Source organism: Streptomyces sp. NPDC047042 (genome assembly GCF_040644035.1).
Classification (GTDB): domain Bacteria; phylum Actinomycetota; class Actinomycetes; order Streptomycetales; family Streptomycetaceae; genus Streptomyces.
The window spans coordinates 83,716-102,060 of sequence record NZ_JBEYVP010000034.1; the positions used below are offsets into that span (position 1 = coordinate 83,716).

21 protein-coding genes and 1 pseudogene are annotated in these 18,345 nt (G+C 68.3%); 4 read left to right on the top strand and 18 right to left on the bottom strand.

The features are described from left to right. Window positions 1–15: 15 nt before the first annotated feature. A complete protein-coding gene (locus ABZ855_RS34355) occupies window positions 16–486 on the top strand; it encodes a DUF2000 domain-containing protein (protein WP_360813498.1) in 471 nt (156 codons plus the stop codon). Window positions 487–710: 224 nt separating this feature from the next. On the opposite strand, the gene ABZ855_RS34360 is transcribed toward ABZ855_RS34355, so the two are convergent. After that, a complete protein-coding gene (locus tag ABZ855_RS34360) occupies window positions 711–911 on the bottom strand; it encodes a hypothetical protein (protein ID WP_360813500.1) in 201 nt (66 codons plus the stop codon). Further along, window positions 908–1,357 carry a hypothetical protein gene (locus ABZ855_RS34365; protein ID WP_360813502.1) on the bottom strand — a complete coding sequence of 150 codons (450 nt, stop codon included), beginning with the start codon at window positions 1,355–1,357 and terminating at the stop codon, window positions 908–910. Before ABZ855_RS34365 ends, ABZ855_RS34360 begins: the two co-directional genes overlap by 4 nt. A 133-nt stretch (window positions 1,358–1,490) precedes the next feature. Between ABZ855_RS34365 and ABZ855_RS34370 the strand changes: the two genes are divergently transcribed. Next, window positions 1,491–1,736 (top strand): winged helix-turn-helix domain-containing protein, encoded by a 246-nt coding sequence (locus ABZ855_RS34370; protein WP_360813504.1) that lies wholly within the window; start codon window positions 1,491–1,493, stop codon window positions 1,734–1,736. Window positions 1,737–1,802: 66 nt separating this feature from the next. On the opposite strand, the pseudogene ABZ855_RS34375 reads toward ABZ855_RS34370, so the two are convergent. Beyond that, window positions 1,803–2,389 (bottom strand): annotated as a pseudogene (locus ABZ855_RS34375) (class IV adenylate cyclase). Window positions 2,390–2,708: 319 nt separating this feature from the next. After that, complete coding sequence (locus tag ABZ855_RS34380; RefSeq protein WP_360813506.1) at window positions 2,709–3,986, bottom strand: MFS transporter; 1,278 nt, start codon at window positions 3,984–3,986, stop codon at window positions 2,709–2,711. Between the two features lie 172 nt (window positions 3,987–4,158). On the opposite strand from ABZ855_RS34380, the gene ABZ855_RS34385 reads away from it, so the two are divergent. Next, window positions 4,159–4,920, top strand: a complete 762-nt coding sequence (locus ABZ855_RS34385; protein WP_360813508.1) for a phosphoglyceromutase — start codon at window positions 4,159–4,161, stop codon at window positions 4,918–4,920. Between the two features lie 78 nt (window positions 4,921–4,998). Here ABZ855_RS34385 and ABZ855_RS34390 read toward each other — a convergent pair whose 3' ends face one another. The 8 genes from ABZ855_RS34390 to ABZ855_RS34425 all read right to left on the bottom strand — a co-directional run bounded on the left by ABZ855_RS34390 (window position 4,999) and on the right by ABZ855_RS34425 (window position 11,104). Then, complete coding sequence (locus ABZ855_RS34390; RefSeq protein WP_360813510.1) at window positions 4,999–6,234, bottom strand: tyrosine-type recombinase/integrase; 1,236 nt, start codon at window positions 6,232–6,234, stop codon at window positions 4,999–5,001. Between the two features lies 1 nt (window position 6,235). Then, window positions 6,236–6,448: a hypothetical protein gene (locus tag ABZ855_RS34395; RefSeq protein WP_360813512.1), complete on the bottom strand. Its 213-nt coding sequence runs from the start codon at window positions 6,446–6,448 to the stop codon at window positions 6,236–6,238. Between the two features lie 395 nt (window positions 6,449–6,843). Next, window positions 6,844–7,080 (bottom strand): helix-turn-helix domain-containing protein, encoded by a 237-nt coding sequence (locus ABZ855_RS34400; RefSeq protein ID WP_360813514.1) that lies wholly within the window; start codon window positions 7,078–7,080, stop codon window positions 6,844–6,846. A gap of 252 nt (window positions 7,081–7,332) precedes the next feature. Next, entirely contained in the window at window positions 7,333–8,958 is a 1,626-nt protein-coding gene (locus ABZ855_RS34405; protein WP_360813516.1) for an ATP-binding protein, read from the bottom strand. After that, window positions 8,955–9,518 (bottom strand): HNH endonuclease, encoded by a 564-nt coding sequence (locus ABZ855_RS34410; protein WP_360813518.1) that lies wholly within the window; start codon window positions 9,516–9,518, stop codon window positions 8,955–8,957. Before ABZ855_RS34410 ends, ABZ855_RS34405 begins: the two co-directional genes overlap by 4 nt. Before the next feature lie 2 nt (window positions 9,519–9,520). Further along, the gene (locus tag ABZ855_RS34415; protein WP_360813520.1) at window positions 9,521–10,306 is read right to left on the bottom strand and encodes a hypothetical protein; all 786 of its coding nucleotides are present in this window, start codon (window positions 10,304–10,306) and stop codon (window positions 9,521–9,523) included. Continuing rightward, window positions 10,290–10,448 carry a hypothetical protein gene (locus tag ABZ855_RS34420; protein ID WP_360813522.1) on the bottom strand — a complete coding sequence of 53 codons (159 nt, stop codon included), beginning with the start codon at window positions 10,446–10,448 and terminating at the stop codon, window positions 10,290–10,292. Before ABZ855_RS34420 ends, ABZ855_RS34415 begins: the two co-directional genes overlap by 17 nt. After that, on the bottom strand, window positions 10,445–11,104 hold the full coding sequence (locus ABZ855_RS34425) for a hypothetical protein (RefSeq protein ID WP_360813524.1): 660 nt from the start codon (window positions 11,102–11,104) through the stop codon (window positions 10,445–10,447). Before ABZ855_RS34425 ends, ABZ855_RS34420 begins: the two co-directional genes overlap by 4 nt. Window positions 11,105–11,512: 408 nt before the next feature. Here ABZ855_RS34425 and ABZ855_RS34430 point away from each other — a divergent pair, with 408 nt between their 5' ends. Next, window positions 11,513–12,592, top strand: coding sequence for an XRE family transcriptional regulator (locus tag ABZ855_RS34430; protein WP_360813526.1), 1,080 nt, complete (start codon window positions 11,513–11,515; stop codon window positions 12,590–12,592). Here ABZ855_RS34430 and ABZ855_RS34435 read toward each other — a convergent pair. From ABZ855_RS34435 to phoU, 6 genes are all read right to left on the bottom strand, one after another. Then, complete coding sequence (locus ABZ855_RS34435) at window positions 12,576–13,382, bottom strand: NUDIX domain-containing protein (RefSeq protein ID WP_360813528.1); 807 nt, start codon at window positions 13,380–13,382, stop codon at window positions 12,576–12,578. The two genes, ABZ855_RS34430 and ABZ855_RS34435, sit on opposite strands and share 17 nt — an antisense overlap. Window positions 13,383–14,342: 960 nt before the next feature. Beyond that, complete coding sequence (locus ABZ855_RS34440) at window positions 14,343–15,122, bottom strand: hypothetical protein (RefSeq protein ID WP_360813530.1); 780 nt, start codon at window positions 15,120–15,122, stop codon at window positions 14,343–14,345. A 333-nt stretch (window positions 15,123–15,455) separates the two neighbouring features. Further along, entirely contained in the window at window positions 15,456–15,713 is a 258-nt protein-coding gene (locus ABZ855_RS34445) for an SCO4226 family nickel-binding protein (protein ID WP_360813532.1), read from the bottom strand. A gap of 99 nt (window positions 15,714–15,812) precedes the next feature. After that, window positions 15,813–16,949, bottom strand: coding sequence for a substrate-binding domain-containing protein (locus tag ABZ855_RS34450; protein WP_360813534.1), 1,137 nt, complete (start codon window positions 16,947–16,949; stop codon window positions 15,813–15,815). A 314-nt stretch (window positions 16,950–17,263) separates the two neighbouring features. Continuing rightward, entirely contained in the window at window positions 17,264–17,416 is a 153-nt protein-coding gene (locus ABZ855_RS34455) for a hypothetical protein (protein WP_360813536.1), read from the bottom strand. Window positions 17,417–17,564: 148 nt separating this feature from the next. Continuing rightward, the gene (gene phoU / locus ABZ855_RS34460; RefSeq protein ID WP_360813538.1) at window positions 17,565–18,254 is read right to left on the bottom strand and encodes a phosphate signaling complex protein PhoU; all 690 of its coding nucleotides are present in this window, start codon (window positions 18,252–18,254) and stop codon (window positions 17,565–17,567) included. Window positions 18,255–18,345 lie beyond the last annotated feature (91 nt).

The window sequence follows — 18,345 nt, forward strand, 5'->3', positions numbered from 1 at the left end:
CGGCAGTCTCAACCCATGAACGCACCGCAGATTCCCCCAGTCCCCGAACCCGCCCCCGAACCCGCCCTCGAACCCGTCCGCTTCGACACGAAGATCGCCGTGGTCCTGCGCGCGGACCTGGAACCCTGGCAGCGCCTGAACGTGACCGCGTTCCTGGTCAGCGGCCTGGGGACGAGGGTCCCCGAGGTGATCGGCGAGCCGTACGAGGACGCGGACGGCACCCCGTACCTGCCGATGTTCCGTCAGCCGGTCCTGGTCTTCGAGGCGACGAAGGAGACGCTGAAGGCGGCACACGGCCGGGCGGTGTCACGCGCCCTGCCGTGCTCCGTGTTCACGTCCGACCTGTTCGCCACGGGCAACGACCGCGACAACCGGGCGGCGGTACGGGCCGTGGGGACGGGGGAGCTGGATGTGGTGGGGCTGGCGGTGTACGGGCCGAAGAACCCGGTGGACAAGGTGATCAAGGGGTCACGGATGCACCCGTGAATCGCCGCTTGATCATTCTCCATGGCAGGAGCACGTGCACACCAGGTAGCGCACTCCGGGAACGCCGCTGTCACGGGGCTCGTAGTCCCGGCATCGGGGATGCTGGCCGAGAGCGCATCGGGGTGAGCGGTACGGGGGTTCTGGCGTCCAGGCCGGTTCGGGGAAGGGGGGCGCATTGCGCGTGCGGCCCTCTGGGTCGCGGCGATCGCCGTTGTGCCGCGTGGTCATCGGGTGCCTCCGGCGTAGGCGTGGCGGTAGGCGTCCCACAGGTCCCGGCCGCTTGCACAGCCGTCCTGTGCCTTGCGGACGTCCTTGCAGCCCGCGCACTTGCGGGTGTGTTCGAACCACAACCGGTAGGCACGCAGCATGGGCAACTCGGCATGCCGCACGGCCGCCTCGACTCTGGTACTCCTCGCGCCGGTCATAGGACCCCGCCCCCGGCCGCCGGGACGGCGTGGATGTTGCGACGGTCGAGGTCGAGGCGAAAGTGAGCCGCCAGCACGAGGACGCGCCGTCGCCTCCACTGCAGCGCGCGTTCCCGCGCTGTCCAGTAGGGCCGTACCCGGGTAGTACGGGGTCCTACGCCATCCCCCTGGACAACCTGCTCGGCGAGGGCGGGCAGGTACGGCCGAGACAGGCGGGACGCGGAGCCGTCCAGCGCTCCCCGGTCGGTGCTGTACGGGGAGCGGCACTGGACCGGTACTCGGGTTGTTGGGGGCGCGGCTTTCTCTCCGGCTGGGCTGGTCACGACGCTTCGCGTTGCCGTCGGGTTTTTGCGGCGGGTGCCGGTCGCGGGCAGCAGGCGGGTGAGTCCCCAGAGGAACAGGGTCACCAGAGCCCAGTGCAGCGCAGCCGCGCTACGCTCGGCCATGTTCATCAACTCCTGATAGTTGGTGGGCCATGCCCCCGGCCGTGACAGCGGCGCGGGGGTCTTGCGGTTCGAGCTTACGCGCTTACGCGGTTACGCGGTAGCGGATCAGCGCGATACCGCGCACGCTGACCCTATGGCTGAGCTTGATCGTTCCCGGAACCTCTGGCCTCAGATCGCCGATGATCTGCGTCGTCGGCTGCGCGCCGACGAGTGGGCATCCGGTGAGCGCTTCCCCGGCACGGTGGCGCTGGCCGCTGAGTACGGCGTAGCTCAGGCGACGACGCAGAAAGCCGTAGTGGCTCTGCGCGCTGAGGGGTGGCTACGACTGGAAGTGGGGCAGGGGTCTTTCGTCACGGACGGTCCAAAAGCGGAGGATTAGGCGCGGCCGTCGACAGAGGCTGCCCCGAAGGCAGCTCTCTGGTTACGGCGTCGTCCGTCGTCCCGTTCAGTTGGCGTGGTCCCTTGCCGTAGGGAGAACGGCGGGGTCGGCGACGGTGAACAGGAGAGTGGGTTCGGCCAGGATGTCGCGACCGGCTTCGCTGTTGTAGATCTCGTCGACGCTGCCGAACCGCGCAGCGGTGTAGTCGAGGTCGAGCAGAGCGGCCGCGTGCCGGACCGAGGCCTCGTCGGGGCCTTCGATCTCGACGAACGTGGGCAGGTCCGGCCAGGTGTCGAAGTCGAAGGCGACCTCTCCCAGGTGCCATTCCTCGCGGTAGTTCTCCTGGTAGCGGACCTCTCGCAGGCCGAGTCCGCGCAGAATCCCGGCCATGGCGTGCAGGTCGCCGACCTCGGTCTCGATCTCGGTGGTGCCGTCGATGCGTGTGGCGTCGGTGACGTGCTTGAGCGTCAGCGTGGAGCGGGTCCCCTCGTCGCGCAGCCGGATCCACTGACCGGCGTCGAGGGCATCACTCTCGAAAATCTTCCGTGTGAGGCGGGTACGGGGAAGGTCTGCGTGGCGCCGAGGCCGGTGAGCTTGGCCTGGAGGGCGTCGACGTCGATGTCGAGGAACTTGGCCTCGTACTCGTGCTTCATGATCTCCGTTTCCCTTCGGTTCGATGCATACTCCGGCGCGTGGGCGGCGAGGAACAGGCCCATGCGGTGGGTGTGGGCCCGAAGCTGACCGACGTGGGCTCGTTCAGTGAACTCGTTCGTGCGCAGCGTCAGCAGCACGTGCCACCGGTCGTTGAAATGGCGGCTGAGCTTCTCTGGCGAGGTGTAGTGCTCGACACCGGCATGGCGATGCTCGGTGGGCATCATGCACTCGGCCCCGAACAAGCCGCCGGGGCGGACGAAGGACTGCACGCGTGCGACGAAGTCGGCGAGAGGGCGCTGTGCCTCCGGGCCGGGAAGGTCAGGCAGCCTGTTCGCGCACAGCCTCGGACGCCGAGGCTCCTGACGGGTAAGCGCGGCCGGTGTCGGCGTCGTCCTCCTCCGGAACCCGCCCCATCAGCGCCCAGTACCCCACCCCCGCCACCGTCCCGATGACCGCGCACAGCGCCCACAGCCACTCCGCGCCGAACCGGTCGATGACGAAGCCGGACATCAGCGGGGCGACCAGCCCGGCCACTGACCAGGACATCGTGTACATGCCCTGGTAGCGACCGCGCCCGTGCACCGGGGACAGCCGCACGACCAGCCCCGTCTGGGTGGGCGCGTTGACGATCTCGGCCAGGGTCCAGACGCACACCGTGAGGATGAAGAACCCGACCGACCCGGCGAACGCGGTGAGCCCGAACCCGTACCCGGCGAGCAGGGACGAGGCGACGAGCAGCCGGCGGGCGTCCCGGTGTTCGATGAAACGGGTCACCGGGATCTGCAGTGCGACGATCAGTACGCCGTTGACGGCGACGACCATCCCGAAGTCCGCCGGGGTGAAACCGGCCTCGCCCATCGCGATCGGCAGCCCGACCGCGCCCTGCTGGAAGATGAGCGCGACGAGGAAGCAGAGCCCGACGAGGCTCATGAACCGCCCGTCGCGCAGAACGGTCCCGAGCCCGACGGAGGCCTCGGCCTGCTCCTCCTTGGTGGCGCGGGCCGGCCGGGACTCGGGCAGCTTGAGGAAGATGACGACCGCGCAGGCCAGCGTCATACCGGCCTCCACGAGGAACCCTGCGACGTAACTGACCTCGGCGATGAAGCCGGCGCCGGCCGAGGAGACGGCGAAGCCGAGGTTGATCGCCCAGTAGTTCAAGGAGAACGCACGGACGCGGTCCTCGGGCCGCACGATGTCCGCCATCATCGCCTGCACGGCCGGCCGCGAGGCGTTGCTCGCCATGCCGACGAGGAAGGCGACGGCCGCGATGGCGACGGGATCGTGCACGAAGCCGAGCAGCGCGACGGAGAAGGCTGTGGACGACTGCGCGATGAGGAGCGTGGGACGCCGCCCGAGCCGGTCGGTCATGACACCGCCGCCGATCGACGACACGACCCCGCCGAGCCCGTGCAGCGCGACGACCAGACCGGCGTACGAGGCGGAGTAGCCGCGGTCGAGGGTCAGGTAGATCGCCATGAACGTGGCGACGAACGCCCCGAGCCGGTTGACGAGGGTGCTGGTCCACAGCCACCAGAACTCGCGGGGCAGCCCGGAGACGGATTCGCGGGCAGCGCGTTTCAGGGCGGCGACTGACACAGGTATCCCCCACGGACGTAAGCAGCTCAAACGGTGATGACAACTTACGAGCGGCTCGCGAGGGGGAGCCAGTGAATTAACAGATCCCGTCAACCGTCGCCCACCCGCGGCTGAGGCGTCCGGTGGCCGGGCAGCCGTACAACCGATCCGGACGTTCTATTACGCTCGGGGCATGGCCGACGCACCGTACAAGCTGATCCTCCTCCGCCACGGCGAGAGCGAATGGAACGCGAAGAACCTGTTCACCGGCTGGGTGGACGTCAACCTCAACGAGAAGGGCGAGAAGGAGGCGGTCCGCGGCGGTGAGCTGCTCAAGGACGCCGGCCTGCTCCCCGACGTGGTCCACACGTCCCTCCAGAAGCGCGCGATCCGCACGGCCCAGCTGGCCCTCGAGGCCGCTGACCGCCACTGGATCCCCGTCCACCGCAGCTGGCGCCTGAACGAGCGCCACTACGGCGCCCTCCAGGGCAAGGACAAGGCGCAGACGCTCGCCGAGTTCGGCGAGGAGCAGTTCATGCTCTGGCGCCGCTCGTACGACACCCCGCCCCCGCCCCTCGAGGACGGCACGGAGTTCTCCCAGTCGGCCGATCCCCGCTACTCCTCCATCCCGCCGGAGCTGCGCCCCCGCACGGAGTGCCTGAAGGACGTCGTCGTCCGCATGCTCCCGTACTGGTACGACGGCATCGTCCCCGACCTCCTGTCCGGCCGCACGGTCCTGGTGGCTGCCCACGGCAACAGCCTCCGCGGCCTGGTCAAGCACCTGGACGGCATCTCCGACGAGGCGATCTCGGGCCTGAACATCCCGACGGGCATCCCCCTCGCCTACGAACTGGACGCCGACTTCAAGCCGGTGAAGCCGGGCGGCACCTACCTCGACCCGGACGCGGCTGCGGCGGCGATTGAGGCGGTCAAGAACCAGGGCAAGAAGAAGTAGAGAAAGCGATCACGCCCCTGACCTGCGCACACGGTGCAGATCAGGGGCTGTCGTTTGTTCTGGGCCCACTGTGGGCCCTCAGCGCGGGTGATCGTCCGGCCGCAGGGCCATTGCGAGAGCCTTCCGCGCGCGGTCCCGACTGGTCGGCATCAGGTGGGCGTACACCTTCAGCGTGAGCCCCGGGTCGGAGTGGCCGAGGTACTCGCTGACGGCCTTGATGCTCTCCCCTGAGTCCAGCAAGACCGATGCGTAGAAGTGCCTCAGCGCGTGCATGCCGTGCTCCCGCGCGGCGGCATGCTCTCGGCTCTTCGCCTGGGGGATGACGCCCACCTTTGCCAGTGCGGGCTTCCAGTGGTCCTCGTTCAGCGACGTACGCCAGACGTGCCCACCGAGGGGACCGGTGAACAGCAGCCGCTTGGTCACGGGCGGGCCGCCGGCGCGCATCCACGGCAGCGTGATGTCTATCGGCGGGAAGAGCTTCATGTGCGCCTTGAGCGCGTCCGCCACGGGTTCGGGCAGCGGCACGTCACGCAGCTTGCCACCCTTTGGCGGGGCGAACACGGGCTGACTCAGGCTCAGCTTGAGCTGTTGGACGACGTGAAGCGTGCCGTTGTCGAGGTCCAGTTCTTCGACGGACAGTCCGAGGATCTCGCCCTGACGCAGGCCGCAACCGGCGCCCACGTCCACCATGGGACGGAACCGTTCGACCAGGGCGCCGCGCATGGCGAAGACCCTTTCCGACGTCCAGGGGACCACACGGCGCGTGCCCATTTCGGGGAGCGTCACCGTGCGGGAGTTGCAGGGGTTCCGGGGCAAGTAGCCGTCCTCGACGGCCGCACTCAGAATGGCTCGCACGTTGGAGAAGATGACGCGGGCGTAGGCGCCGGACATGCCGGATGCTTCGAGCTGCGTCACGAACTCGCGGATGTGGCTCGGCTGGAACGAGCCCAGTGGACGCGTGCCGATGCGCGGGAAGGCGTGCAGCTTGAGCTGAGACTGCATCGAGGCCCGGGTGTTCGGGTCTCCGCTCTGGGTCTCCAGCCACTTTTCCGCGAACGCCTGAAAGGACGTCCGGGCAGCGTTCGGATCGATGTACTGGCCCCGGGCCACGTCGGCGCTGATGCTGCTGAGCCACTGTTCGGCGAGTCGCTTCTGTCCGTCCGCGAAGGACTTGCCCTTTCGCTTGCCGTCAGGCGCGAAGTACCGAGCGCGGTAGCGCAGCCCGGTGCCGTGGCGGGCGGTCTTGGTGCGGACGGTTTTGCCGTTGGCGTCGGTCTCGGTCTTGAACCAACGGTCTTGGATGCTGCCTGCCATGTCAGACGGTTCCCTTCAGGAGGTGGGCAACCTCGGTCTTGACGACCCAGCGCTCGGCGTCGCGGCGGTTGCGGAAGGTCTTGGTCTTGCGGGTGCCGGTGCTGTCGATGAAGTGGGCCCGGTAGCACGGGGCTTGGCCGTAGCGGGCCGTGCGGACGCGGTCGGCGCCGCGCTGCGAGCGGCGGAACCAGCGGTCTTCGAGGTGGATGGACATGGGGTGCGGGCTCCTTCGGGTTTCGTCTCGCGGCCGGTAGCGGGGCGCGGGAGGGGCCGGGGCGGCTGTCCGGCCGGTTTTGGGGTGCGGGGGACCGGGCCCGCTACTCGCTACGGGCCTGATCACTGGGGGTTTGGGGTGCTAGCGGGGTTGCTACCGGTAGCGGGTCGGCGTGCTACCGGTAGCAACTTCCGGCGGTGTGTCAGGGAGGCTGTGAGGGTCGTCTGAGAGGGCTTCCCGGGACGCATTCCGGGGGTGGCGGGGCGGTGCCTCCCTGACTCCCTGGGTGACCTTTCGTGCTGGTCAGGTGGAGGGAGGCGGGGCAGGGAGGTGGTCAGGGAGTTCTCCCTGCCTCCCTGCCCGGCCGGGGGTGCCCTCCCTGTCTCGCGGGAGGGTCAGGCGGCTTCCGCGTTGGTCTGTTCGGTGACCCAGTGGGCCACGCGGGCGGGGTCGTAGCGGATGTACTTGCCGACTCGGAAGCCGGTCGGGCCGATGCCCTTGCGGCGCCACTGGTAGAGCGTCTCGACGCTCGGCAGCTTGAACATCACCGCGAGGTCTTCGGGGGTGAGGTAGCAGTCCGGCAAACCGGTTCGGAGGGTGGTGCGCGGGTCGGTGGGCTCGGGGCTGGCCATGGCGGTTGGTGACTCCTCGTGTCCGTGGTGCGGTGCGTGGGAGTGGTGCCGGGGTGCCGTCCTAGAGAGTTGGTGTATTCCAGCGTCCGCAGCCTCACAGCGTCCGAACGGCCGCGTTGCCGCAGGCTAGAGGGGGTGTGGGGTGTGGACGCTAGTGCGGACGCTGGTGGCGCTGGACGGCTGTAGCGTCCGCAGCTTCGACGTGTCCGGGCCGCTGATCTGCGGCCCGGCCCGGCGGTGTCTCCGGTGACGTCAGGGCTGTTCAGGTGGGGTTCTGCCGTGCCCCGGCGGGGCCACCTCCGGCCAGAGGGAGGCCTGTTCGGGTGCGGACGCTGAGTCTGGTTCGTCGGGTGCGCGGGACAGGGTGAGGAGGCGGTGCCGGTGCCGGTCACGGCTACGCTGCGTGTCGTCCACCATGACTCCGATGGACCGCAGGAGAGGTGCGAGCCGCTTGACGCGTCCGCTCGCGCGGGTGGCGTCCTTGGGCCAGTTCGGCGGCCGGACCATCGGCGCGGGCAGTGCTTCGAGCAGCTGCGCGGCGGTGCCCTGCCAGGTACCCGCCTGTTCGACCAGGTGGGAGATGGCCATGGCGAACGGGTCGCCTTCCATCGCGTCCGTGGCGACGTTCGCGGACGTGGCCAAGTAGTCGTCCAGGGTGTGCCAGCCCTGCGTCTGGTCGACCGCGGCAAGCACCCGGGCGAAGTCCGCCATGCGCGGCATGGACTCCAGCCGCACGGACGGCAGCACCGCGAGCACGCACGCCAGCACATCGAACAGGGCCCCGAGCACGGCCGGGCGGACGGCCGCGAAGGTGGCGTCCAACTCCTCTTCGGAGCGGCGCCGGTCGGAGTCGATGAGCTGCAAGTCGAGCATGAGCACGCGTTCGGCGAGGTCCCCGGCGAGAGCTCCCGCGTCGATGGTGGTCAGGGCCAGCACCCGCTTGAAGGTGAGGACGACCACGTCGTCATCGGTGTACAGGGCGCGGTCGACGACTCCGTCCCCGGTCACCGCCTTGCACAGGGTGTCGGACAGCCACGGCGGGATCGTGCTCACGTTGTCCAGGCACAGTGCCCATGAGCTGAACGCCTGCCGTGACCACGCCTTCTCGTCACGGGGTGAGCTGCGTTTGGCGGCCGGGGAGGGGTCGATGAGGTTGATGAACATCTGCGCTGCCTTGGACTTGCCCGTGCCCTGCTCGCCCTTGCAGACCACGGCCGGGTGCGGGATGTCGGGAATCCAGGCCGCGACGAGCCACGCTACGAGCTGGTGAAAGGACGGCTTGTCCATGTTCAGCAGGGAGTGCAGCTTGGCCAGCCCGTCACCGTCCAGCACGGGGGTGGGCATCGGGGCCATGGCTCCGGAGCGGCGGAAGAGCACCGGGGCGCGGTCGACGACGTTCCAGCCGGTTGGGGTGACGACGACCGCGCGGCCGTCGGCGGTGCCGAGGTCGACCACGATTGCGCCGGCGGGCGCGCGCCCCACCCGCAGGTGCACGGGTACCGGGTCGGTGTCTTCCGCGATGCCTTCCAGCACGGTCATGGCGTCCGCGAGGGCGGACTGTGAGGCCACCTCTCCGGGGTAGGCGTCCGCGAACTGCCGGGCGAGCCGCTGTCGCAGGCCGCCCTTGTTCCGCAGCGGCAGCGCGATGTTCGGCCCGGCGATGGCGACCGCGTACGGGCGGCCGTCGGGAGACATCACGAACCGGTACTGCTCGCGCGCCATGGCCACGATCCGAGCGGCGGCGGGCGGTTGTTTGCCCCCGCTGTCGGTGCCGTGGTCGGGTCGACGTCTGGCCGACGGGGTCGGGTCGACTACGGCCCGACTCTTGTCGGGGTGGGCATGGCCGTTGACGGGTCGGTCGGATCGGGTGCTCGTCACGCGAACACCGCCTCTCCGGTCGGGCCCGCGCACGCGTGCACCGGTCGGGGCGCGTGCAGGCAGGCGGGGCGGATCGACGGCCGCCGGACGGCCGCATGGCAGACCGGTCGGGCATCGCGCGCGGGGGTGTGGTGTCCCGCGCTGTGACGTCGGGTGTGACGCGGCTCGTCACGCAGGTCAGGGGTAGACCGAGGGTCGATCGAGTCGGGCGACCAGACCGCCGTGAACGTCGGTTGGTTGGCGTGCGCGAGTCGGGCCAACAGCGTCCAGTCGGCCGGGCAGACGGTCGGCCGACTCGGGTCGGCCGACCACAAGAGGAGCAGCGCGATCGACAGCGGGAGTCGGTCGGCCTTGGCCTCGTTGCACGATCGGCAGGCGAGCACGAGGTGATCGGCCGACCAGGTCCGCCACAGTGACAGCGGCACGACGTGATCCATCGTCGCCTCACCCAGTGCGGCGAACGGGGCGCGGCAGTAGGCGCACCGTAGTCCGTCGCGCTGGGCAAGCTGGAACTTCCGGGCGCGGGTCCGGGATGCGTTGAGGGTGCCTCGTTTGCCCATGGCTACCACTCCGCCCGTACCGGCCGCAGCCACTTGCCGTCAGGGCTGGGCGGCGGGGTCAGGCCGATGGTGTAGCCGCCGGTGTCCGGCCGCACGATCAGCGGTGCGGGCTGGCTGCGGTCCCAGTGGACCAGGTCGAAGGCGAAGCGGCGCCGGTGGTAGTCGGGCAGTGCCTGCTTGTACAGCCACTCCCGGTCCCGGTCACGGTCGGCGTCGCCCAACTCCCCGCCCATCGTCCGGCCGAGCCGGATCAGGGTTTCGGTCGGCACGGCCGTGACGCCCTCATGGATGGCGCGGGCCACCATCAGCTTGCGGCGCGGGAGTTCGCGGAAGTCGGCCATGCGGTACCGGTTCAGGCCGGACAGGTAGATGGCCACGCCGACTTCCCCGGCGGTCATCGGCCGGGAGCGGGCACCCTCGTACCAGAACGACAGCGCGAGCCGGTAGGCGAACTCCCGGCAGCATCGCACCTCTGGCCATTCCACGGGGTCCGCATCCAGGCCCTCGAACGTGGGGGTGATGTGCGCGATCCCGGCCGGACCGAGCGTGTTCACGGCGGCCGTGAGCAACATGTACAGGGCATCGGTGCTGGGCACCGGAAGCGCGACGTCTTCGGCGGCCGTCTCGAACAGCGCGGCAGCTGCCTCGTTCAGGGTGAGTTCGAGTCCGGCCACAGGGATCGTGGGGAAGTAGTCCCCGGCCGGGCGCCGGTCCATCTCCGTCAGGGAGACGACCGGCGCCGGGGTGGGCGCCACCTGTGCGTACAGCGCGTCAAGGGCGGTGCTCATGCTCGTCACCCGCCTCAGAGGCTCGGAGCTGGGCATCCATCAGTTCCGCCTGAACGTCGGTGACCTGACCGGCAGCGATCTGCTCGTAGACGGCCTGGCTCTCCAAGAACATGCGGTCGTCGAAGTTCACGTCCCCGCTCATGCGACCACCCCGAAGACGCGGGCGACCGCGCGGCGCAGCTTGATCAGGTACCCGGCGGGAAGCTCCGGGCCCGCGCCGGGGTCCGCGTACATCTCCCGCACCCGCTGTGCCCAGGTGTCCAGCTGGCCCGCGCCGCCGTACGCAAGACCGAAGCGAACGGTCTCGGTTACCGCGTCGTCGTCGTCCAACTCGTCGGGCGTGAGCACGCCCGTTCCGGCGAAGACGACCAGGCCCATCAACTCATCAGCGGTCGGATGCACAGCGAGACGGATCTCTACCCGCGTCTGCCAGTCCTGCGGCTCCGGGCCGCCGAACAGGTCGACCTGCGTCCGCAGCCGCAGCGGGCTGATCGGCTCGGCAGGGACGCCGTTCACCTCGGGGAAGAGACCGAGCACGGATGCGCCGAACAGGTTCGCGATCAGCGGCCGGTAGAACCCGCCCGGCATGGTCTTGCCGGACTCCCAGCGCTTCCACTGCCGGATCATCGTCTCGTCGTCCGGCAGCGACTCAGCCGACACGTTCCGCAGCTCACGGACCGCGTCAGCCTGCGACCACTCACGGACCTGACGCGCGGCAAGGATCTGCTGCGCCCACACGGGCCGCTCTGCAGTTGCTGCGTCGGTCGCAAGCGGAGAACCAGCGAGTACAGGCATCATGGATGTACCCCTTCGAGGGTCGGGGAGCGGCTGACTGCTTGGCGGTAGGTGGCCGCTCCTTGCTGTGTCGGGCCATGGCGACGTATGTGCGCCATGGCCCGCTTTCGCGTTCCTATCTGGTGCGCACCAGTAGTCTCCATCTGGTGCGCACCAGATGCAAGAGGGTGCGCACTGAATCGGGGAGATTCGCGGTTGCTGCATGCTTCGAGGGAACGCCCAGGAAGGGGCTGCCGGTAGCCAACAGGCCCTAATTGCCGGGGTATTAAGACTGGTGTTAACCCCTTCCGAGCTGCAGGATTTGGTGCATCCTGGTGCGAGGTTCGAACGGTCTAGCGACTGGGGGCGGTATGCGTGAGTGAACGGCTGAGGGGCGCTCGAAATGCTCGCGGCTGGTCTCAGGAACGTCTGGTGCGGGAGATTGAGCGATACGCCCGGCAGCACGCGCTTGACGTCCCCACGACTGCGAGCCTCCGGGTCTACGTCTCCGAGTGGGAGAACGGCAGGCGCAAGATCTCAGCGCGATTCGCCGCGATCATCCGGCCTCTCCTCGGCCTCACGGATGGGGAGTTGCTCGGGGAGGTTCAGGCGGCCGGGCCGCCGCTGGTGGGCGGTTACGACGAACTGATCAGCAGAATCGATTCGGCTGGGAGTGTCGGCCTGAGCATGGTGAAGACCTTCACGGATCAGACCGAGCTGTTCCGCACGATGGACAGGCAGATGGGGGCCGCCTCTCTCGTCGACCAGATGACGGGCCACCTTTCCCGCCTCGAAGACGCGCTCACGTTCGCGGTCCTTCCCGACACCCGCCGGCCGGTTGCTCAGGCGCTCGCTGCCGCTGCGACGCTCGCGGCCTGGCAGGCTCTGGATGCGGGGGCTGTCGAACGGGCGTGGCGGAACTACGAGTTAGGCAAGCGTGCGGCTCAGGAAGCCGGAGAGCCCATGTACCTGGCGCACGCCATGGCGGAACAGGCCTACGTGCTCAGTGAGGCAGGGCGCCCGGAACTGGCCGTGGCGCTCGTACGCGACGCTCGTAGGGCAGCGGACGGGCACATGTCACCCCGGCTTCAGGCGTGGCTGTACGCGGCTGAGGCGGAGCTGTGCGCCAAGGCCGGGCCCGAACTGGCCGACGACTGCCGCCGCGCGCTCGACATGGCAGAGTCCGTGCTGCCGCCCGGCGATGAAGCAAGGGACCCGGACATGTTGAGCATCTTCCTGAACGGCTCGCACCTGGCCCGCTGGCGTGGCAATGCCCTTGCGATGCTTGGGGACGACGACGCGGTGGGCAGCCTCTACCAGGCGCTTGACTCGCTCGATTCCACGTTCGTCCGTGCGGAATCTGGTCTTCGCTGCGACCTTGCCCAAGCGCACCTCGCGCGCGGCGAGTACGACCAGGCGCACGAGCAGCTGCGGACCGCGCGTCTGTTGGCGAGCCGCACCGGATCGGCGCGGCATCGCCGCAGGATCGATCAGCTCACGCAGAAGCTGTAGACGTGCTCTTCTGCCTGCTCGCGAGTAGGTGCAGGAGGCCAACGAGGCTGCCAGAGCCCATGAGTTGACCGCGCGCCATCAGGTCGGGGATGTCCGCGAGCGGTACCCACTCAACGCGGCCCGCTTCCTCCGCATCGCTCGGCTCGCCTACCTGCTCGGCGCCGCGCCCTACGAAGATCTCGTGCGGTGAGTCCACCATGCCGACCATGGGCTGATACGTGATGACGTGCTCAAGGTCGCCGGGGCGCCAGCCTGTCTCTTCCTCGACTTCCCGCGCGGCGCACGTACGGGCATCCTCGCCCGCGTCCACGATCCCGCCCGGGAGCTCCCAGCCCCACTGATCCGGCACGAAGCGATAGCGCCAGAGCATGAGCACGCGGTCTTGGTCGTCCAGCACAGCCGTGATCGCGACGTGCTGAAGCCGCACCACATGGTGCTCAAAGCGCTTCACGCCCGGGGGCTCGACGTCGACCAGGCCGAGCCGGACCCAACGGTTGTCGTACAAGGGACGTTCGCCGTAGATCTGCCACGGCTCCAGCTCTCCCGAGGAGGAGCCCGTGCGACGCTGAGCCGGAGAGGGCGCCGGCACTCGATACGAACTCCGGCCGTGGACCTCCAAGACCCCTTCGGCTACGAGCCGCGCAAGGGCCTGCCGCAGGGCGGTGCGGCCGATGTCGAGTTCCGTCGTCAGCGTGCGCTCGGACGGCAGCTTGTCACCAGGTGAGAGCTTCCCTCCTCCGACCCACTCACGGATCGTGCGCTCTACCCGAGCCGTCTTGGTCTCTGCCATTCCCGCAGCACGCTCCCCATTCGTTGGCTGGTGCACACCAGCGTAGCCAGTCGGCACCTTCTCCGGCAGGTGACGTCTGAGGAGTCCCCGGGGGGAGAGAGAAGGTGCTGCCTACGGCCGCGCGACTCTTGGCAGCTCGCTGCGCTCGCGCGCGACGACTGCCGACGGGGTTGGGCACCATCGCGCACGTTTGGCCAGTCCACCGGACAAGCGGCTGCAACACCTGGTGTTGCAGCCTGCCGTCCACGTGATCAGCCGGGGTTGAAGAGACCAGCTCCGCCCGCGCGTGGGTGGTCTCTTCTGCTCTCCCCACTCGCGGCTAGTGTCCGCAGCGTCCACCACCCTGTCTCTCCTGGAGCCGGTCTCGACCTGCGGAAACCGGCTCCTAGTAGCGGAGGGTGTCCGGACGCTTCGGACACTAGCGGACGCTAAACGATTTGTTTAGCGTCCAGGGGAACAGTGCAGGTCAGAGCGGTGGCCGACGGACGACGGACGCTGCGGACGCTGTTTTCCCTCAACTCTCTAGTAAGAGAGAAGAGCGCTCTTCAGTGGGGGTGGGATCGCGGTGCGCACGGCCGACTGCCCCTCCTGAAGAGCCTTGGTGACCGGCGCAGGGCGAGAGGGGCCCAGCGGCGCCTGCCCGCGACGTGCGAGCGAAGCGAGCCCAAAGACGCGCGGCCGTAGGCCGCTCCTTCCTGCTCTTCCCCGCGACGCCCCCGTCGCCGGGTGCGTCCCGATAGCGGTCCGGCGGCGCCCCTCCCGAGGGGCGTTGAACGGCTCCGTTCCGTGGTCTGCCAGATGTGCCGCTAACCGCTAACGTGCTGGTCACCTGCGTGTTTGGCCGCTATCAGGGTCGCTATCGTTAGCGACCCCTGCCGCTATCGATAGCGACTCGGATGTAAGGATCAGCCGCTAGCAGAGACGCTAACGTTAGCGGGCCTAATGACTCACGCGTTAGTCCTATGGTGCACTGCTGCGTGCCTTGTATCGGCTGGCCGTGTGTTCGAGAAGCTTTCGGCACGCCTCCGCCATGTCCTTCAGTTGGTCGTCATCTACGACGAAGTTCACAAGGTGGCCACCATCCGGCATAGGCATGACCCCACGGACCTCCGAGGCGCGGAGGTAGGGCCAGAAGCGTCCGTGTGCGAAGCCTGAGGCCACCCGCCACAGTGCTTGGGTTGAGTTGGGCTCTAGTCCAGCGCTCGCGGCGGCTTCGTTGATGATGCTGATGGCCACGGGCTTCGTCAGCTTGGAGAGGCCGAGACTCTGGGCCAGTTGCTCGACCTCTTCCCGGCGCTCGGCTCCGGTCTTGCCTTGTGGCCCCGTGACGTGCTTAGTGTCTTTCTCGTGCTGGTCACGGTTGCGGAAATCCTCAGCCCACAGACGGAGCACTCGGTGGCGGCGCACATCTCGGTCCTTGCCAGCCAGGAGCCACGCTGCGGTGGCGAAGTTCTCAAGGGCCCCACGCAGCAAAGTCCACGGGCTGTACGGATCGACCTGACGAGCCACGGCAACAAGCTTTGTGAAAGCTTCGACGTGCGTCAGGCCAGCCGAGAAAGAGGATTGGATGAACTTGGCGGCACCCCAAGACTGCAAGGGTTCGTCGTCCTTCGCCAGGCTACTGCGCTCGACCGGGGTGGGCAGCAAGAGGAAGTGGTTGTCGCCTCGATAGGCTGCGGCTGCGTTGAAGAGCGGCGCGAGGTAGGAGAAGTCCTCTCGCCCCGTCGCGGACGTGTTCATGGCGTCACCGTACGCCGCTGTGACGTCTGTCGTCTGCCAATATTCATGCACCTTTGTCTGGACTCGCGTGGCCTGATCGACGAGTGTCGCGGCGTCGCCAGGGGCCCGGCGCTGGGCCCTCTGTGGGCCCTCCGACGACAACCGATAACGACAGACAACGACCACCAACAACCGCTCAGCCGCAGGTCAGTTGGTGTGCGCACCCCTCTGACCAGGGCAAGAAAACGGGCCCGCCAGACCCAGGGCAAGAAGAAGTAAGCAGGGCTGACCGAAAAGCCCCCTGCTCGCGCCTCCGCGCGGCAGGGGGCTTTGTCGGTGGTCAGCGATCGGTGGTCAGGGCCCCTGCACCGTCAACGGCACCGGATGGATCTCGTCCGCAAGATGCCCCGCGCGCTCGTGGATGCGTTGCACCGCCTCCGCCGACGGGGCCTCCGAGAGGCAGTAGACCGTGCCGGACTCGGGATCCGCCCAGGCCTTCTCGAAGTGGACTCCCTCGTCCTTCTCGATGTCCAGGTCGGCCTGGTGGGCCTGGTGCAGCTGGTCGGCCGTGATGCCTTCCATGCCGTGGTGGACGTCCATGAACATGGGCATGGCGTCGCACCTCCTATCCCTGATCTGGTCGCACTCCTGCTTCGTACGGCCTGCCTGCTCTCCATCTTCAGCCCGTACGACCGCCCCGGCGAGCGCTGCCTACTTGAGCCCGATCTCCGCGCAGTCCGCCGCGAACTCCGGAGTGCAGATGTCCTGGATCGTGTAGACGCCGTCCTGGAGCACCGTGTCCTTGATGTTTTCCTTCGTGAGGGCCACCACCGGTACCAGCATCGACGGGATGTCCTTCTGCGTCGGGCTGTCGACCTTGTCGCGGGTCAGCGCGTCGAACTCGATCGAGCGGCCCTGGACCTTGGCCACCGCCATCGACGCGGCGTTGTTGGCCTCCAGGATGAACGACTTGTAGACGCTCATGTACTGCTCGCCGGAGACGATCCGCTGCACCGCCGCGAGGTCCGCGTCCTGCCCGGTCACCGGCGGGATCTTGGAGGCGCCCGCCTCCTTCAGCGCGTCGATGACCGCGCCGGCCATGCCGTCGTTCGCCGAGTAGACGGCGGCGATGTTGTTCAGCCCGACGGTCCTGATCGCCGTCTCCATGTTGGTCTTGGCGATCTCGGGCAGCCAGTCCTTGGTGTTGTAGGACGCCGCTATCTGGACCTTGCCCTTGAGCTCGTCCATCGCGCCGGTCTGGAAGCGGGCCGTGTTCGGGTCCGTGAGCGAGCCGTTGATCATGACGATCTTGCTGCTGGTGGCCTTCGTGCCGAGGGCCTCGAGGATCGAGCGGCCCTGTACCTCGCCGACGAGTTCGTTGTCGTGGGAGACGTACGCGTCGATCGGGCCCTCCGCGAGCCTGTCGTACGCGATGACCGGTATGCCCGCGTCCTTGGCCTTCTCGATCGCCGGCGCGATGGTCTTGGAGTCGATCGCGTCCACCACGAGGACGTCCACCTTCTCCGCGATCATCTCCTCGAGCTGCCTGCTCTGCTTGGCCTCGTCCGCCTCGGCGTTGGCGTAGAGGACCTTGCCCTTGCCGTTGGTGAGGGTGGTGACCTGCTTCTTGAAGAGCGGGTAGTCGAACTTCTCGAAGCGCTTGGTCTTCTTGTCGGGAAGCAGGAGCCCCACCGTGATGTCGTCGCCCTTCTTGGGCGTCGCGGAGCCGCTGCTTCCGCTGGTGCCGTCCAGGACACCGCACGCGGCGAGCGAGAGGGCCGAGGCAGTCGCCGTCACCGCGATGGCGATACGGCGTACGGCGGTCCGACGGGGGGTGCGAGCGTTCACGGGAGGTGCCTTCCAGGCGGGGAACAGCATGACGAACCCAGAAACAGAACAGATACGGAAGCCAACGCGGCGGCAGCACGTGACGTCAAGAAGTGCTGGTTAACGAGATGGCAACAGGGTGTCTGTTGTGCGTGGACGACGTCTGAGCGTCAACTGATGTGAAGTGTATGCCTGTTCGAACGTGCACGAGGTCGACTTCCCCCGCCCCGCGCGGGGGTGAAGGTCCTCGGCGCACACAAACCTCACACAAAGGGACCCTGCCTCCGCGACGGGAGGCAGGGCCCGGAGGCGATGCCGTGACTACGGGCGGCGCGTCAACCGCACTGGCAGGGGTTGCCCGACTGACACCCGCACCCGCACCCGGAGCCGCAGCCGCAGGCGCCGAACAGGGGCAGGTTCTTGATCTCGGCGGGATGCTGCGTCTCGCGTTCCCGCGTCGGGTCGGGCGTGCTGGGGGTCTCGGCCATGGGGCCCTCCTGGAGAGCTGGTCCTGGAGACGGGTGCCCTCTCGGGCTCCTGTGCTCTTATGCCTTCTCCCCATTCCACGCCCGGCCCGCCGGGCGCATCAACGGCGCACGGAGGCTTACGGGGTGACGCGCCCTCTTACACGCCCTCTTACACGCCCTCGACTCCCGTCGGCGGCTGCACGTCCTGCTGCAGCTCGTCCGCGTGCTCTCCCGTCACCAGGAACACCACACGCTTGGCGACCGACACCGCGTGGTCCGCGAACCGCTCGTAGTAGCGGCCGAGCAGCGTGACGTCGACCGCCGTCTCGATGCCGTGCTTCCAGCGCTCGTCGATCAGGTGCCGGAAGAGCGTGCGGTGCAGGAGGTCCATCTCGTCGTCGTCCGTCTCCAGCTGCATCGCCAGATCGACGTCCTTGGTGATGATGACCTCGGCCGCCTTCGCCATCAGGCGCTGCGCGAGCTGGCCCATCTCCAGGATCGTGGCGTGCAGGTCACGCGGGACCGCGCGGTCCGGGAAGCGCAGCCGGGCCAGCTTGGCGACATGCTGGGCCAGGTCGCCCGACCGCTCGAGGTCGGCGCTCATCCGCAGCGACGTCACGACGATCCGCAGGTCGGTGGCGACCGGCTGCTGGCGGGCGAGCAGCGCTATGGCCCGGCCCTCCAGGTCGTGCTGGAGCTCGTCGACCTTGGCGTCCGCCTCGATGACACTTTCGGCCAGTTTCAGGTCGGCGTCGAGGATCGCCGTCGTGGCACGCCCGATCGCCGACCCGACAAGTCGGGCCATTTCGACCAGACTATCGCCGATCGAGTCAAGTTCCTCGTGGTACGCGTCACGCATCAGGTTCCCTCTCTTGACGTCCGTTCGGGGGCGAACAGCGGGCCCCGTGACCCCCACGCTCCCACGTTCGGCCCTGTACGCGTCGATTTCC